Annotated in this window: 6 protein-coding genes; 2 read left to right on the top strand and 4 right to left on the bottom strand. The window is 78.7% G+C overall.

Annotation, left to right across the window (positions count from 1 at the left end):
* Window positions 1-6 precede the first annotated feature (6 nt).
* The gene (locus ACOQFB_RS00820; protein ID WP_421609210.1) at window positions 7-1533 is read left to right on the top strand and encodes an MBL fold metallo-hydrolase; all 1527 of its coding nucleotides are present in this window, start codon (window positions 7-9) and stop codon (window positions 1531-1533) included.
* Window positions 1534-1585: 52 nt separating this feature from the next.
* Here the strand turns inward: ACOQFB_RS00820 and ACOQFB_RS00815 are convergent, their stop codons facing one another.
* The gene (locus ACOQFB_RS00815; protein WP_421609209.1) at window positions 1586-2818 is read right to left on the bottom strand and encodes an OmpP1/FadL family transporter; all 1233 of its coding nucleotides are present in this window, start codon (window positions 2816-2818) and stop codon (window positions 1586-1588) included.
* A 536-nt stretch (window positions 2819-3354) separates the two neighbouring features.
* Between ACOQFB_RS00815 and ACOQFB_RS00810 the strand changes: the two genes are divergently transcribed.
* A complete protein-coding gene (locus ACOQFB_RS00810; RefSeq protein ID WP_421609208.1) occupies window positions 3355-5010 on the top strand; it encodes a methyl-accepting chemotaxis protein in 1656 nt (551 codons plus the stop codon).
* Here the strand turns inward: ACOQFB_RS00810 and ACOQFB_RS00805 are convergent.
* From ACOQFB_RS00805 to ACOQFB_RS00795, 3 genes are read right to left on the bottom strand one after another with little or no spacing between them, the layout of a single operon-like run.
* Window positions 4997-5725 (bottom strand): 4'-phosphopantetheinyl transferase superfamily protein, encoded by a 729-nt coding sequence (locus ACOQFB_RS00805; RefSeq protein ID WP_421609207.1) that lies wholly within the window; start codon window positions 5723-5725, stop codon window positions 4997-4999. The two genes, ACOQFB_RS00810 and ACOQFB_RS00805, sit on opposite strands and share 14 nt — an antisense overlap.
* Complete coding sequence (locus tag ACOQFB_RS00800; protein ID WP_421609206.1) at window positions 5722-10989, bottom strand: SDR family NAD(P)-dependent oxidoreductase; 5268 nt, start codon at window positions 10987-10989, stop codon at window positions 5722-5724. The genes ACOQFB_RS00805 and ACOQFB_RS00800 overlap by 4 nt, the downstream gene beginning before the upstream one ends.
* Window positions 10986-17009, bottom strand: a complete 6024-nt coding sequence (locus tag ACOQFB_RS00795) for a beta-ketoacyl synthase N-terminal-like domain-containing protein (RefSeq protein WP_494492405.1) — start codon at window positions 17007-17009, stop codon at window positions 10986-10988. The genes ACOQFB_RS00800 and ACOQFB_RS00795 overlap by 4 nt, the downstream gene beginning before the upstream one ends.
* Between the last annotated feature and the right edge of the window lie 172 nt (window positions 17010-17181).

Below are 17181 nucleotides of genomic sequence, written 5' to 3'. Positions count from 1 at the left end.
GAGGCCATGCGAGCGAACCGGAAGGCGACGGCGGCGAAGGGCGGCGGGCGCCGCGCGGACGGCGGGCGCGCCGTGCGCAACGAGGCGGTGGAGCGCGCCGCACACCGCGGCGGGCGCGAGGACGGCGCGCCGCGGGTGCGGGTGCGCATGTACCGGACCGGCCTGGGCGACTGCTTCCTGCTCACGTTCCAGCCGGACACGGCCGACGAGGCCCATGTGCTCGTGGACATCGGCACGGTGGGGCGGGGGGACGGCGTCCCGATGAAGGAGGTGGTGCGGGACCTCGCCGAGGTGACCGGCGGCCGGCTCGCCGCGGTGGTGGCGACGCACGAGCACGCCGACCACCTCTCCGGCTTCCCGGCGCTGGCCGACGCCGGCGTCACCGCCGGCGAGGCCTGGGTGGCCTGGACCGAGGATCCGACCGATCCGCTGGCGCGCGCGCTCCAGCGCTACCGGGGCGACCTCTTCACCGCCGCGGCGCAGGCCGCGTCGGCGCTCGACGCCGCGCCCCGCGACGGGCTGCTGGGCGTGCTCCAGGCCGGCGTGCGCGATCTCATGGCGTTCAACGGCTTCCTGCCGGACGAGCGCGGCGCGTCGCTCGGGGCCGCCGCGAAGGGCGACGGCCTGAAGAAGACCATCGACGCGATGATGCGCTCGGCGCTCGGGCTCTCGCGGCGCGGCCCGCGGTACCTGTCGCCGGGCGACGTGCTGGAGCCGGCCTGGGCCCCGGGCGTGCGCGTCTACGTCCTCGGCCCGCCGCGCGACGAGGCCGCCATCCGGCAGCTGGGCAGCCACGGCTCGCCGGACCTGTACGAGCTCGCCGCCGTGCTGGGCGTCGAGCTGCCGGGCGCGCCCGGGGGGCCGGCGGCGGGCGGGCCGGTGCAGCCCTTCGACGCGGCGCTCGGGGTGCCGCTCGAGCGGGCGGGCGCCCTGGGCGGCGTCGCGGCCGCGTACGAGGCCGAGCCGTGGCGCCGCATCGACGAGGCGACGCTGGGGGCCGCGGCGGAGCTGGCGCTCCAGCTCGACAACGCGACCAACAACACCAGCCTCGTGCTCGCGATCGAGGCCGGGGACGAGGTGCTGCTGTTCCCCGGCGACGCGCAGCTCGGGAGCTGGCTGAGCTGGCCGGAGGTGACGTTCGCGGTGGACGAGCACGGGCGCCGCCGCACGGTGACCGGCGAGGACCTGCTCCGGCGCGTCACGTTCTACAAGGTCGGCCACCACGCCAGCCACAACGCGACCTCGCGCCCCGGGCTGGAGCTGATGTCCGGCCGCAACCTCACCGCCTTCATCCCGCTCGACGAGGGCGTGGCGCGCCGGCGCGAGTGGCCCATGCCGGCCCGCACGCTGTTCGCGGCGCTGAGGGAGAAGACGCGCGGCCGCGTGCTCAAGTCGGACAAGGACGCCGAGCAGGCCGCGCTGGCGCTGGCCGGCGTCTCGGTGGAGCGGCTGCACGTGGAGACGACGCTGCCGCTGGAGGCGCCCGCCGCCGCCCGCGAGCGGGCCACGCCGCGGGCGCGCGCGCACGCGTGACGGACCGGGGGGCGGCCCGTGCCGCCGCGCCCCCGGCCCGAGCACAGACCCGCTAGAAGCGGTGGGACACCCCGACGTCGAGCGTCCACGCGGTGAACGTGGTCTCGTACGCGGCGATCCCCTGCGCGAGGTTCGAGCCGGTCTGCTTGCCCTCGGGCGCGTAGGTCCCACCCACGTGCACCGAGGTGCGGCCGAGCTCGAGGCCCACGCCCGCGGTGACGTGGTGCTCGAGGACCGCCGGGAAGGCCAGGTTCTCGAGCGCGCGGTCGGCGTTCAGCGGGCTCTTGCCGTAGTCGTAGCCGGCGCGGAGCTTCAGCCAGCTCGCCGCGGCGTACTCGGCGCCGACCTTCAGCACCCACTGGTCCGACCAGTCGAGGTCGAGCTGCATGCCGCCGGTGAGCGCCGGGTCGGTCTGGAGGCGCGGCTGGTTGCGGCCGTTCGTCTGCGACCAGCGGATCCACTGCACGTCGGCGGCGACGGCGAGCCCCGCCACCGGCCGCACGCCCACGCCGAAGGTCAGCAGGTCGGGCTGATCCAGCTCGAGCTTCTCGACGCCCGGCCCGACGTTCGCGGTCGTCCCCGTGGCCGGGTCCACCACGATGGTGTGCGCCGGGACCTCGTACTGGAAGTCCTGGAACCAGCCGCGGCTCTCGTAGGCGAGGCCGGCGGTGAGCCACTCGACGGGCCGCCACGCGGCGCCGACCGTGAAGCCGCCGCCGTAGGAGATGGCGCCGTCGCGCGGCTGCAGCCCGAGCCCGCCGCCGGCGGAGTACTCGAGCGTCGCGTACATGATGTTCGCGGTGACGCCGAGCGAGAGCTGGGGCGTCACCTCGTAGGACACGCCGGGCGCGAGCCGGAGCTGCGAGTAGGACGTGTACAGCCTGCCGCCCAGCAGGTCCTGCGGGTAGTCCACGCCGAGCCCGGCGATGCCGTAGCCGCCCAGGCCGAACGTGATCCGATCGCCGAGCGGGACCACCAGGCCGAAGCCCGGGATGAGCGTCGGGCGGCGCGACGAGGTCTGCTCCTGCCCCGAGGCGGCCCCGACCGCGCGGTAGCGCACGTCGGCGTCGAGGACGGTGATCCCGAAGTCCACCCGGCCGTCCAGCAGCGACAGGCCCGCCGGGTTGGTGATCACGGTGGCCGCGTCGAGCGGGAGGCCCACCGACGCGCCGCCCATCGCGCTCTGCACCGGCCCGAAGCCGATCATGCGCATCCCGTTCACCGCCCCTGCCTGCGACGCCCACAGCGCGAGCGCCGCGGCGACGATCCACCTGTTGCCGGTCATCGTTGACTCTCCCTGGTTGGTCGAACCCCGGGGCCGCCCCTGCGGGGAACGTGCCGACCCTCCTGGAGGGACCGCAGGGTCTGCACTCCGGGTCACCGTGACCTTGCCCCGAGCCGGTCCGGCCTTCGCGGAGGGTACGCGTCACCGAGCGTAAACGACCGTCACCGGGGGTGTTTCGGGTCGGCCGGGACTCTCCGGCTTCCGGGTGACGGCGCCGCGGACCCAGGGTCAACGAGCGAGACCCCCGAAATCGGGATGATCCGATGTGCCGAGAGGTCGTCTCCGCGCGGCGCAGCACGCACCGCTCGTCACGGGGCCATGGCCCGCCCGACCTCCCCTGCGCGCAGCGGCGCCGGCCGGGCCACTGGACCGGTGACCGGGGTCAAGCGGCGCGCGGGCGGGCTGCCTTCCGCGCGGGCACGCCGCGTCCCTCGGTCCGGGGGCGCGCCGATTGCACCGTGCGTCACCTGGACCGTCGGTCCGAGTTCGTCCGGCGACGCCGCGAGGGCGCGGCGCAGAGGGTGGGAGAACGTCAGATGTCGACACTTCGCAACGCGAAGATCGCCACGCGGCTCACGGCGAGCTTCAGCCTGTACATGATCATCGCGGTCTTCGTGGCGGTCGCGCTGCTCTACGCGCTCGCCCGGGTGACCGACCGCGTCGCCGAGGTCTCGGCCGCTGCGCTCGACCGCGACGTCCTGGCCCAGCGCGCCGCGCTCGCCACCGGCGACGCCGGCGGGCTGCTCGCGCAGGCGATCGCGGCCCCCGACGACGCGCACCGCGCGCCGCCGCTCTCGCAGCTCGACCGGCTCCTCGACGAGGACGCCGCCGCGGCGCGCGCGCTCGCGGCCATGCCGCTCGACGCGGAGGAGCGCGCGCTGGTGGGCCAGGCGGAGGCCGCCGGCGCCCGGCTCCGCGACGCGGCCGCGCGCGCCCGGCGCACGCTGGGCCAGCCCGACGACCCGGTGCGCGCGACCGACCTGCAGCAGGTGATCGCGGCGCGCGCGGACCTCCAGGGCGCCTGGCAGCGCCTGGCCGGGCTCGAGACCGAGCGCGTGCGCGAGGCCGCCGCGGCCGCCCAGGCCGACGCGGCCGTGGTGCGGCTCTGGATCTACGCGGGGCTCACGCTCGCGGGCACGCTCGTGATCCTCGCGAGCGTGACGCTCACCCGCAGCATCACCGTCCCGCTGCGCGCCACGGTGGTCCACGCCGAGCGCATCGCGCGCGGCGACCTGCGCGAGGAGGTCGAGGTGACCGGTCGCGACGAGATCGGCCAGCTCGAGCAGGCGATGCAGGCCATGACCGAGAAGCTGGCCGAGGTGATCGGCGAGGTGCGCGGCAGCACCGACGCCCTCACCTCCGCGTCCCAGCAGCTCTCCGCCACGGCGCAGAACGTCTCGCAGGGCACCGGCGAGCAGGCCGCGTCGGTGGAGGAGACCACCTCCTCGCTCGAGGAGATGAGCGCGTCGATCACCCAGAACGCCGAGAACAGCCGCCAGACCGAGACGATGGCGCTGGAGGGCGCCCGGAACGCGCAGGAGAGCGGCGAGGCGGTGAAGCGCAGCGTGGAGGCGATGCGCACCATCGCCGAGAAGATCTCGATCATCGAGGAGATCGCCTACCAGACCAACCTGCTCGCGCTGAACGCGGCCATCGAGGCGGCGCGCGCCGGCGAGCACGGCCGCGGCTTCGCGGTGGTGGCCACCGAGGTCCGCAAGCTGGCGGAGCGGGCGCAGAAGTCGGCCGGGGAGATCGGCGCGCTGGCCGGCTCGTCGGTGGAGGTCGCGGAGCGCTCCGGGGCGCTCATCGCCGAGCTGGTGCCGGCGATCCGCAAGACCTCCGACCTGGTGCAGGAGGTGGCGGCCGCGTCGCGCGAGCAGTCCACCGGCGTCCGCCAGGTCACCAAGGCCATGGGCGTGGTGGACCAGGTCACGCAGCGGAACGCCTCCGCCGCCGAGGAGCTGTCGTCCACCGCCGAGGAGATGTCCTCGCAGGCCGAGGCGCTCCAGCAGCTCGTGGCGTTCTTCCGGGTCCGCGAGGCCCACGCCCCGGCCCGCCCGCGCCCGCCCATGGCGGCCCCGCGGCTGACGCAGCCCTCGCCCGCGGCCGCCGCCGCACTTGCCCCGAGCGCGCCGGGCCGCGTGAACGGGAAGACGGACGGGGCGCTGGAGAAGGAGTTCAGGCGCTTCTGAGCGGATCGGCGGGCTCGGCGGGCGCGTCCGCGGTCACCGCCACCAGCAGGTAGGGCCCGGCCGCCCCGATCCACGCGCGGAGCGCGGCGCGGACCGGGCCCTCCAGCGCCAGCGCGAACCGGCGCGCGCGCAGCCCGCCCAGCCGCTCCGGCGGCGCGGGCGGGCCGAGGGAGAGGCGCACCGCGCGCAGCGGGACGGTGAGCCCGGTCCCGAGCCACTTCACCACCGCCTCCTTCGCGCCGAACGCGGCGCAGGCGGCGAAGCCGGCCCGGGGCTCGCCCAGCGCCCGCTCGAAGGCGCGCAGCTCCTCCGGCCAGAACGCCTCGCGGTGGAACGCGCCGTCGAGCGCCTCCACCCGCACCAGGTCCACCCCCACCGGCGCGCCGAACGCCGCCGCCGCGGCGACGCCCTCGGTGTGCGTGATGGAGACGTACGCGGGGAGGCGCGCGCCGCGGGCGTCGAGCGCCACCGGCTGCGCCGTCCCGGCCGACGCGTCGCGCAGCACCGCCGCGCACGCGCCCGGATCCCGCAGCAGCCGGCCCACCGCGGCCCGGGCCGCCGCGCGCCCGGCCGCGAACTCGAGCCGGCGCCGCGCGGTGGCCGCCGGCGGGAGCAGCGCGCGCTCCGCCGCGGGGAGCCTCGCCAGCGCCGGCTCCGCCCCGGCCACGGGGCGGAACGCGATCACCGGCGCGGCGTCCCCCGCGGCCGCGGTCATGCGGCGACCTCGACCGCGGCGATGCGGCGGAGCTCCAGCCCGGTCACCTCGAGCAGCTCCTCGCCGTCCTCGCCCGCGACCACGAGGTCGTAGAACACGCGCGGCGCGTCCTCCGCCGTCCGGCGCGCCTCGACCCGGGCCCGCTCGCCGGCGCGGAGCGCGCGCCCGGCGCGCAGCCGCTCCACCGCGATGGGCACGCACACCCAGCCCTCGCCGTAGCCCTCCAGGCTGCCCGCCACCTGGAACGCCGCGTCGAGGAGCAGCGGGTCGATCCGGAACGCCGGCGCCCGCACGCCCGGGATGGCGGCGCGCAGGTCGGCCGGCTCCACCGTCGCCCGCGCCGCGCCGCCCAGCAGCTCCAGCCAGCGCACCCGGCAGAACAGCGGCCCGAGCTCCACCGGATCGCGCGAGAGCCGGTAGAACGAGCGCGCCCGCACCAGCCCGTCGCTCTCCGGGAGCGCGTGCCGCCGCGCCTCCGCCGCCCCGGCGTCGAGGCGCACCAGCGCGCGCGCGTGGACGCGCTCGCTCCCGCCGGGCAGCGCGATGGGCAGGCTCGAGACGAGCCGCACCGCGAGGACGCCGCCCTCCCCGGGCTCGACCACCGCGCGCACGTCGAGCGCGGCGCGGGCCAGCCCCACCGGCGCCTCGATGCGGAACCCGGTCACCTCCGCGACCCGCTCGCCGGGCCGCCACAGCGCCGCCGCCTCCGCGAGCAGCTCCAGCGCGAACGCGCCCGGCAGGATGGGCCGACCGTCCACCCGGTGCTGCGCCAGGAACGGCGCGTCGGCCCGGAGCTGCGTCCGCGCCACCAGGCCGCCGCCCGGCCGCGGCCCGGCCGCGTCCACCAGCGGCGAGGCGCTGCGCACCAGCGGGACGCCGCCGTCGTCGAGCAGCGCCACCGGGCGCGCGCCGTCGGCGGCCGCTCCCAGGAACGGCCAGGCGTGCAGCATGCGCTCGGAGACGAGCAGCGTCTCGGGCGCGTCGCCGGCGCGCAGCTCGGAGACGAACCAGTAGCGCCCCTCCTCCGGCGAGATGGAGGTGACGCCCATGGCGTCGAGCCCGGCGGCGATGTCCGGGTTGGCGGCGGCCCAGCCGATCTCGCGCCAGGCCGGCCAGTCGATGGTGACGCAGTGGACCGGCCGGCCGCGCCGCGCCATCCACGCCGGCAGCAGCGCGGCCACGAGCGCGTTCGCGCCGGCGTAGTCGGTCTGCCCGCGGTTGCCGAAGCGCGCCACCCCGGAGCCGAACGCCACCACCGCGCGGAGCGGGTCCGCGCGCGTGGCGTCGAGGAGGTGCAGGAGCCCGGCCACCTTGGAGTCGAGCACCCGCGCCACGTCCGCGTCGGTCTTGCCGGGCACGCTGGCGGACCGCTCCACCATGGCCCCGTGGCCCAGCACCGTGATGGCGCCGTGCCGCGCGCGGACGTCCTCGACCACCGCCCGCACCGAGGCCGGGTCGGTCACGTCGCAGACCGCGTACTCGAGCGCGAGCCCCTCGCGCTGCGCGCGCTCCAGGTTGCGGTGCAGCTCGCGGTCCCGCGCCAGCGCGTCCATCTCGCGCGCGAAGCGGACGGGCGTCAGGCCCGGCTCGCCGCGGCGGCGGACGATCTCGCGGCGCCGGAACTCGGCGAAGGCGCGGTCGTCCATGGCGAGGTGGGGGAGCGCGGGATCCGGCGGCGGCGTGCGGCCCGTGACGACCACCTTGGCCCCGAGCCGCGCGATCGCGCAGGCGCACTCGAACACCACGCCGCGCCCGCCCCCCGAGAACAGGAGCACGTCGCCCGCGCCGATCTCGCGCCGCACCGGCGCCGCGGCGTCGAGCGGCGCCTGGCGCAGCGCCACCACGGCCCGGCGGCCGCCGGCGAAGCCCACCTGCACCCGCTCGTTCCCGTCCTCGAGCTCGGCGACGAGCGCGCGCGCCAGGTCGGCGGCGTCCACCGCCGGCGCGAAGTCGAGCGCCTTCACCAGCGCCCCGGGCACCTCCTGCTTCAGCGCCAGCGCGAGGCCGTGCTGGAACGCGCCGGAGGGATCCCCCGCGGCCGCGCCGAGGCCGATCGTGCCGCCCATCGAGGTCACGGCCGCGTACACGCCGGGCCGCGCCGGGGTGGAGGCCAGGAGCGCGTCGTAGATCCGGCGCACCAGCGCGTAGGACGCGTCGGCCGCCGCGCGGGCCGCGGCGGCGATGGCGGCGCCGTCCGCGGACAGGTCGAGCCGCGCCGGCGCGCCGAACGCGGTCAGGTCCACCAGCACGTCGGGCGCGCCGAGCGACGCGAGGACGGCATCCACCGCCGCCGGCGTCGCGGAGGCGGCCGAGGCGCCGCGGGCCCGCAGCACCGCCGCGATGGCGTCCGCCGGGCCGCCGGCCGGGCCGACCACCAGCGCGCGCCGGCCCGCGAGCGAGAGGCGCGGAGGCCGCGCCGGCAGCGCCACGGGCACCGCCTCCGGCACCAGCCGGTCGGCGGAGAGGCCGTCGCCGGGCGGGATCACCGCCGGGCCCGCGGCGGCCGCGGGCGCCGCCTCCTCCAGGATCACGTGGTGGTTCACGCCGGCCATGCCGAACGTGCTCACCGCTGCCCGGCGCGGGTGGCCGGCGGTCGCGGGCCAGGGGCGGGCCTCGGTGGCCAGCTCCGCCGGGATGGCCTCGAGGTGCAGCTCGGCGTCGAGGTCGCGGGTGGCGTTCGAGGGCGGCAGCACGCGGCGGTGCAGCGCCAGCGAGGCGCGCACCAGCGCGATGAGCCCGGCCGCGCTGGTGGTGTGGCCCACCTGCGACTTCGAGGCGGAGAGCACGAGCGGCGTCGCGCGCGGCAGGCCGCCGTAGACGGCCGCGTAGGTGGCGACCTCGGTGCGGTCGCCGAGCCGGGTGGCCGGGCCGTGCGACTCGAGCAGGTCCACCGTCTCGGGCCGCACCCGCGCGTGCGCCAGCGCGCGGCGCAGCGCGAGCTGCTGGCCGCTGGTGCTGGGCGAGTAGATGGAGAGCCCGCGGCCGTCGCTCGAGATCCCGTGGCCGCGGACCACGGCGTAGATGCGGTCGCCGTCGGCCCGGGCGTCGGCGAGGCGCTTCAGCGCCACGGCGCCGGCCCCCTCCGCCGGCACGAAGCCCTCGGCGTCCACGTGGAAGGGCAGGCCGCCGCGCGGCGAGAGCGCGCCGAGCAGCCCGAGCGCCACGTAGTACTCGGGCACCAGGTTGTAGGCCACGCCGCCGGCCAGCGCGACGTCCACCTCCCCGCGCGCCAGCGCCTCGCAGCCGGCCGCCACCGCCGCGAGCGACGAGGCGCAGGCCGCGTCCACGGTGAGCGGGATGCCGCCCAGCCCGAAGGCCGCGGCCACCCGCGCGGTGAGGGCGTAGCCGGAGGTGGCGGCGAGCGCCTGGGGCCAGCGGGCCTCGCCGCGCGCGTCGAACACGGCGCGGGCGCGGGCCACCACCCCGGCGATGCAGGCCTCGTCGAGCCCCGCCTCGCGCATCGCGTCCTCGGCGAGCGCGAGCGTGTTCCCGAACGCGACGCGGGTCTCGACCGCCGCCTCGCGGGCGCGGAGCGAGAGCTGCCCGAACACCGCCTGGCCGCGCAGGCCGCGCGCGCGGGCGGCCTCCCAGCCGGCGTCGGCGAGCGCCTGCTCCGCGGCGAGCAGCGAGATGGGCACCGCGCCGTCCAGCGCCCGCGCGTCCTCGGGGTCGATCCCGTAGCGCTCGGGCCGGAACGGCGGCGGCGACACCGGGGCGGCGAGCCGGGTGCGGAACGCGTGCGCCAGCTCGGCGTTCGCGCCCACCAGGGCGTCCACGTCGAACCGCGAGCGCGGCAGGTCGAGCACCGGGTCGGCGTGGTCGAGCACGTTGCGCCAGTAGGCGTCCACGCCGTTCGCGCCCGGGACCACCAGCCCCACGCCCACGATGGCGTAGCCCTGCTCGTCGCGCCGGCGGCGCGGGCGCGAGGCGTCCGCGGCCGGCCGGGGCGCGCCGGGCGCGGCCAGCACCGCGTGGTAGGCGACCGGCTCGGGGCCGCCGTCGCTCACGCCGATGCGGCGCGGCGCGGGCGCGCCGGCGGTCGCGGGGGACGCCGGCGAGCCGCCGTGGTGCAGCGCGAGCGCGGCCTCCACGAGCGCCACCATCCCGGTCGCGCCCTGGAGGAAGCCCGTCGAGGGCACGCACGAGCGCGTCGGCACCGGCGCCTTCCGTGCGCGGTAGGCGGCGGCGAGCCCGGCCGCCTCGCCGGCGTCGCTGGCGAGGCCGGCGGCGCGCGACACCACCGCGTCCACCTCGGCCGGCCCGATGCCCTCCACCGCGGCGCGGGCCGCCCGCTCCACGCAGCGCGCCAGCGCGCCCGGATCCCGGGCGCCCGGCTCGGCGGCGGCGCCGAGCCGCTCCACCAGCGCGTACACCCGCGCGCCGGCGGCGTCGTCCTCGCGCCGGAGCACCAGCGCGGCGGCGCCCTCCCCCGGCAGCGTGCCCGCCGCGCCGGGGTCGAACGGCCGCGGCACGTCGTCCGCCAGCTCGCCGCGGTGCGCGAGCGAGAGCAGCACCGAGGGCGTCACGAGCGGCGACACCGCGCACACCACCGCGACGTCGCACTCCCCGCGCCGGAGCGCCTCCACCGACTCCCACAGCGCGGCGAGCGAGGACGCGCTGCCCACGTCCACCGCCGCGTGGCCGCCGCGGAAGTCGAACAGGTTGGCGGCCCGGCCGGCCACGATGCTCGCCGAGGTGAAGAGCGAGTCGGGCTCGATGGCCGGGCAGGCCAGGTCCACCACGCGATCCAGGATGGCGAGCGCCAGCTCGCGGCGATCCGGCGCCTCGCGCGCCAGCGCGTCGCCGATGGGGATGGCGAGGCGGTTGCGGCGGATGCGCCGCATCGGGTCGGTGCGCGGGTCGGGGCCGAGCGTGGTGGCGGCGATGCGGATCTGCCCGCGCTCCACCGGCGCGGCGCCGGGCTTCATGCCGGCGTCGGCGAGCGCCTCGGCCATGGTCTGGAGCGCGAGCTTCTCGGCGAGGTGCAGCCGCTCCACCTGGAGCGGCGGGACGCGGAGCGCGCGCCAGTCGAGCGGCACGTCGTCGAGGAGCGCCGCGCGCGGCGCCCGCCCACCCAGCAGCGCGCCCGCCTCCGGGCCGAACGCCTCTGGGCCGAACGCCACCGGGTCGAAGCGCGCCGCCGGCACGCGCGCGAACGGCGCGGGCCGCCGCGCCGAGAGCCGCGCCCAGAGCGCCTCCAGGCCCGAGGCGCCGGCGAGCCGGCACCCCATCCCCACCACCGCGATGCGCGCGCCCTGGCTCACGCCACGCCCTCGCTGGCCCGGCCGTGGCCGACGCGCCGGCTGTACCGCCGCCACGCGCGCTCGGCCGCCTCGCCGATGGGCCCGACGGCGGCGCCGGTCGCGACCGGGCGGCCGCACACGCCGCGCAGCTCGGCCACGAGCGCCTCGCCCGCCACCACCGTCACGTCGGCGCGCCACAGCCCGCCCTCCGGCGCGACCATCTTCACGTGGAGCTCGAAGGACGCGCCCGGCGCCGGCGCCGCGTGCACGCGCACCCGCTCCACCGAGCAGACCGCGTGCGACACCCCGGTCACGCCGAGCCAGGCGAACGACGCGAGCTCTCCCGCCGCGGCGAGCGCCGCCGCCAGCCGCTCGACCTCGTCGCCGTCCCCGGCGTCCGCCCCGCCGGCCGCGACCATGAACCCGTCGGAGCGCGCCCAGGCGAGCACGCCGTCGGCCGCGCCGAGCACCGGCGCGAGCGCGTCGCGCAGCTCCGGCCCGCTCGCGGCCCGCCCGCGCCGCTCCGGCGCGATGGCACGCAGGATCTCGGCCGGCGCCTCGGCGACCGGCCCGGGCGCGCCCACCCGCACCGTGGCCTCGGCCTCGCTCTCGCCCAGGATGGCGCGCAGGCGGAGCGCGCCGTCGGTGGCGTGCGCCACGTCCACGAGCGGCTCGCGCGCGGGGGCCGCCTCGCCGGAGGCGCGCAGCTCGAGGTGCGCGACCTCGCGGACGCCCTCGCCGGCGGCGCCGAGCAGCGCCTCCAGCAGGCGGCGCGAGGCGGCCACCGCCGGCCCGCGGGCGTCGTTCACGCCGGGCGCGTCGACCCGCGCCGCGGCGTGCACGGCGTGCGCGGCGGCCGCGAGCGGCGCGGCGGTGGGCCGGGGGGCGCCGCCGCCGGGCGGGCGGGGACCGCCGCCGGGGCCGTCCGGATCGGCGGGCGCGAGGCGGCGCGCGAGCGCGTCGGCCGCCTTGCGGATGGTGTTCGCGTCGCGGAGCTTGAAGCCGGGGTCGGGCGGCAGGCCGAAGCGCTCGCGCGCGGCGGCGAGCACCGCCACCTGCTTGACGGTGTCGATGCCCAGCTCGGCCTCGAGGTCGAGGTCGGCGTCGAGCATCTCCTCCGGGTAGCCGGTCCGCTTCACCAGCTCCTCCACGATGGCCGCGCGCACCTGCTCGCGGGCGGCCTCGAGCGAGAGGCGCGCCGGGGCGGCACGGCCGAGCGCGTTCGGGGGCGGCGGCGGCAGCGCGGCCGTGGGCGCGGCCGCCGGGGCGACCGGCTTCGGCGCCGGCGCGGCCGGGACGACGGGCGCCACGGCGGGCGCGGCGCCGCCGCGCGCGGCCTGCACCCGGGCGGCGAGCCACGCGGTCGCCTTCGCGATGGTGTTCGCGTCGCGGAGCTTGAACGCCGGATCCGGCGGGACGCCGAGGCGCTCGCGCACCGCGGCCAGCACCGCGACCTGCTTCACCGTGTCGATGCCGAGCTCGGCCTCGAGGTCGAGCTCAGGGTCGAGCATCTCCTCGGGGTAGCCGGTGCGCCGCGCGTACTCCGCCACCAGCGCGCCGCGGACCTCCTCCGCGCCGGCGGCAGGGGCCGCGGCGGGCGCGGCGACCGGCGCGGGCACGGGCGCGACGGCCGGCGCGGGAACGGGCGCGACCGCGGCCACCGCCGCCACGGCCGGGGTGCGCGCCACCTCGACGGCCGGCGCCTCGACCGGCGCAGGCGCGGCGGCGGCCACCGGGGCCGCGAGCGCCACCTGCTCCGGCGCCGCCCCGGCGAGCACGCCGTCGATGAGGTCGCGGATGCCGCGCAGCAGCGTCGCCACGTAGGCCGGCATCGCCTCCGCGGACGGGGCCACGCCGGGGCCCTGCGGCGCGGGCCGGAGCTCGGGGGTGCTGCGGGACGGGGTGCTCATCGCGGGGTCCTCCTCCAGGACTGCAGCGCCGTGGACGAACAGGCAGGCGAGCGCGCGCTGGAGCTGCTCGACCTCGCCGACCTTGGGGTGAAGCGTGGCGTGCGCGACGTGCGGGCGGTCCCCGAGGATCTGCCCGACGAAGGTGGTGAGCGGCCACTTGGGCCCGCACTCCACGAACAGCCGCACGCCGCGCGCGTGGAGCGCCTCGACCGCGGGCCGGAGCCGCACCGGCTCGACGAACTGGCTGGCGAGGTGCTCGGGGAAGCGCTCCGGCGGGACCTCGGCGAGGCTGCGCCCGGTGACGGTGGAGACGATCTCCACCTCCGGCGCGCGGAACGGGATGGTCCGGAGCAGGCGCAGGTAGCGCGGCTGCGCCCCGGCGATGAGCTGCGAGTGGTAGCCGTGCGAGACCGCCAGCACGGCGGCCTCCACGCCCTCGTCGGACGCCCGCCGGAGCAGCTCCGGCATGGCGCGGCGATCGCAGGACACGATGCAGGCGCCGGGGCCGTTGTCGGCGGCGAGCGCGGCGTAGCCGGGGAGCCCGGCGGTGAGCCGCGCGGCGCGCCCGGCGCCGCAGGTGAGCGCGACCATCTTGCCGGGGTCGTCGCCGGTGAGCGCCAGCACCGAGAGCGTGCGCTCGCGGACCACCGCGAGCCCGTCCTCCAGCGACATGGCGCCGGCCGCCACCAGCGCGGCGAGCTCGCCCGCGCTCTGGCCCATGAGCGCCCGCGGCGCGAGGCCGTGGCGGACGAGCAGCCGGTGGAGCGCCACGTTCACCACGAACACCGCGCAGTGGATGTCCTCGTCGCTCTGCGCGTACGCGTCGGGCCGGTCGGTGAAGAACGACGGCCGCAGCGGCCGCCCGCACAGCGCCTGGTAGGCGCGGTCGGCGGCGTCGAGCGTCCCGCCCAGCGACGGGAACGCGGCGAGCGCGTCGCGCAGCATGTTCGGGTACTGCGGGCCCTGGCCCGGGAACGTGACCGCCACCTGCGCCGGCGCGCGCGCGTCCGCCGCGTGCACGCCCTGGGCGCGGAGCAGCCCGAGGTCGAGCCCGGCGCGCACCGCGCGGGAGAGGTGCGCGGCGCGCGCGGCGAGCGCGGCCGGATCGGCCGCCACCACCGCGACGCGGAACGGCGCGTCCGAGGCCGCCCGCCGCGAGGCCCGGAGCGCCTCGAGGTAGTCGCCGGGGCCCGCGTCGCGGAGCGCGCCCGCGAGCCGCTCCAGCGCCGCGGCGCAGCCGGCCGCGTCCTCCGCGCCGGCGGCGGCGATGGCGATGGCGAGCGGCCGCGCGGCGAGCGGCGCGGCCGCGAGCGCGGGGGCCGGCGTTTTCACGCAGGGAGAAGGCTGCGCGACCGGCGCGACCCGGGCCGGCGCGCCGGGGCGGTACTCCTCCACGAGCGCGTGCACGTTCGTGCCGCCCAGGCCGAAGCCGGAGACGCCCGCCCGCCGGGGCGCGCCCTCCGGCGCGGTCCAGCGCTCGGCGCGCGTGACCACCTCGACCGGCCCGGCGGTGAAGTCGATGGCCGGGTTGGGCCGCTCGACCTCGATGGACGGCGGCAGCAGGCCCTCGCGGACCGACAGCACCGCCTTCAGCAGCGCCGGGGCGCCGGCCGCGCCGAGCAGGTGGCCGATGTTGGACTTCACCGAGCCGATGCGGAGCGGCCGGGCCCGGCCGCGCCCGTAGGCGCGCACGCAGGCCTCGACCTCGGTCCGGTCGCCGAGGGCGGTGCCGGTGCCGTGGCACTCGACGTAGTCCACCAGCGCGGGGTCGATCCCGCCCGCCTCCAGCGCGCGGCGCATCGCGAGCGCCTCGCCCTCCAGCGACGGCGCGAACACCGACTTGCCCTTGCCGTCGCTGGACGCGCCCACCGCGCGCACCAGCGCGTGGACGCGCTGCCCGTCGCGCTCGGCGTCGGCGAGCCGGCGCAGCACCAGGACGCCCGCGCCCTCGCCCGGCACGAACCCGTCGGCGCGCGCGTCGAACGGCGTGCTCCCGGTGGCGGAGAGCGCGTTGAACCGGCAGCACCCCACGTAGAACTCGGGCTGCATGTCGGCCCACACGCCGCCCACCAGCGCGGTGTCGCAGGTGCCGTCCCGCAGCGCCTGCACCGCCGCCTGCAGCGCGGCGAGCGTGGAGGCGCAGGCCGACTCGACCGTGAGCTGCGGGCCGCGCAGGTCGAAGCGGCGCGCGATCCGCGCGGCCATCACGCTGCCGAGCCAGCCGGGCAGCGCGTCCTCCGAGAGCGGGGGCAGCTCGCGCTCCACCCGGGCGCGCGCGGCCTCGAGCAGCGCGCGCGCCTGCGGGCCGGTGAGCCCGGCGGCCGGCGCCGCGGCCTCCACCTCGGCGGCGAGGCGCGCCAGGTGGAAGCGCACCTCGGCGAGGAGCTTGCGCCCCTGGCACGCCATGAACCCGAGGAACACGCCGGTGCGGCCGCGATCCCAGGCCCCGCGCTCCAGGCCCGCGTCCGCGACCGCCTCCTCGGCCACGCGCAGCGCGAGCAGGTGCGCCGGGTCCACCGCCTCGCGCGCGGCGGGCGGGATGCGCCAGCGCGCCTCCGCCTGCGCGGGCGCGTCGGTGAAGCCGCCGAGCCGCGTGTAGCTGCGCTCCAGCCGCGCGGCGTCCGGGTCGCAGTAGCGCGACGCGTCCCAGCGGCTCTCCGGGACGTCGCGGATCGACGAGCGGCCGTCCTGCAGCGCCTTCCAGAACGCCGGGACGTCCTCGGCGCCGGGGAGCGTCGCGCCCAGGCCGACCACCGCCAGCGGCACGGGCTCGGCCGGCGCGCGCCACGCCGCGACGGAGGTGGCCGGCGCGGGAGCCGGGGCGGCGAGCACCGCGTGGTAGGCGAGGCCGCCGAGCGACACCGCGCTCACCGCGGCGCGCGCGGCGTCGCAGCCGGCGCGCGGGCGGAGCGGCGCGGGCGCGCGAGGCACCTCGAACGCGGTCTCCTCGAGGCGGAGGTCCGGGTGCGGGCGGGAGAACCCGGCCTGCGGCGGGACCACCCCGTGCTGGAGCGCCAGCACCGCGCGCAGCATGCCCACCGCGGCGCTCGCGCCGCGCAGGTGGCCCACGTGCGCCTTGGCCGAGCCGATGGCCACCGGGCCGGGGACGCCGCGGTAGCCCTGCGCCAGCGCGGCGAGCTCGGTCGCGTCGCCGCGCGGCGTGCCGGTCGCGTGGCACTCCACGAAGCCGACGGAGGCGGGATCGACCGCGCCCTCCTCGTGCGCCCTGCGGATGGCGAGCGCGAGGCCGTCCGGGTGCGGCGCGAGCGGCGACGCGGCGGCACCGTCGCAGGCGCCGGCCACGCCGAGCACCACGGCCAGGACGCGATCGCCGTCGCGGAGCGCGTCGTCGAGCCGCTTCGCGGCGAACATCACCGCGCCCTCGCCCGGCAGCGTCCCGTCGGCGGCGGCGTCGAACGGGCGCGGGCGGTCGGCGGAGAGCACGCCCATGCGCGAGAGCGCCACCAGCTCGGCGGGCGAGAGCAGCTCGCTTGCGGCGCCGAACAGCGCGCAGTCCACCGTCCCGTCGCGGAGCGCGCGCGCCGCCACGTCCAGCGCGGCGAGGCCCGACGCGAAGCCGGCGTCCACCGCCGCGTGCGGGCCGCGCAGGTCGAGCAGCATCCCCACGCGCCCGGCCGCGATGCTGGCCGCCGAGTTCACCACCGGCTCCTCGCTGGCCGGCCGGAGCCGCGCCTCGAGCGAGGTGCGTGCGGACGCGAGCGCCGCCTCGGCCGCGGCCGCGGGCACGCCTGCGTCGCCCGCGGCCTCGCGCACCGCCGCGGCGAGCGCGTCGAGCCGGACGCGGAGCCCGGTGTCCGGCCGCCAGCCCAGGCCCGTCGCGCCGAGCCACACGCCGGTGCGCTCGCGCGGCAGCGCCTTCACGGCGGCCAGCGCCTGGCGCCCCGCCTCCAGCACCTGCAGCTGCCCCGGGTTCATCGCCTCGGCGTCCGCCGGCGGCATCCGGAAGGCGCGCCAGTCGGGACGGAACCCCGTCACCTGCGCGGCCGACGGGAGCCGGCCGAGCCCGAGCCGCTCCCACTCCCACGCCCCGCCGGCGAGCGGCTCGAACGCATCGCGGCCGGCCTGCATGGCGTCCCAGAACGCCTCGACGCTGCCTGCGCCCGGAAGCACACACCCGACGCCGATGAGGGCGATCGGGACCCTGGGTGTTCCCTGCTGCTCCGAAGTGGTCACGCCGGGGAGGGTGGCGGACAACGTCACTTTTCGTCAATAGGGGTGGTGCAATTATCCACGAATTGCTTCATGCACAAACGCATAGGTGAATAATTTGCGCGCGCGGCTG

The organism is Anaeromyxobacter sp. Red801 (assembly GCF_049201065.2).
Classification (GTDB): Bacteria; Myxococcota; Myxococcia; order Myxococcales; family Anaeromyxobacteraceae; genus Anaeromyxobacter.
Note: the sequence above shows the minus strand (reverse complement) of the source record. Positions and strands in the feature narration are given on the sequence as shown.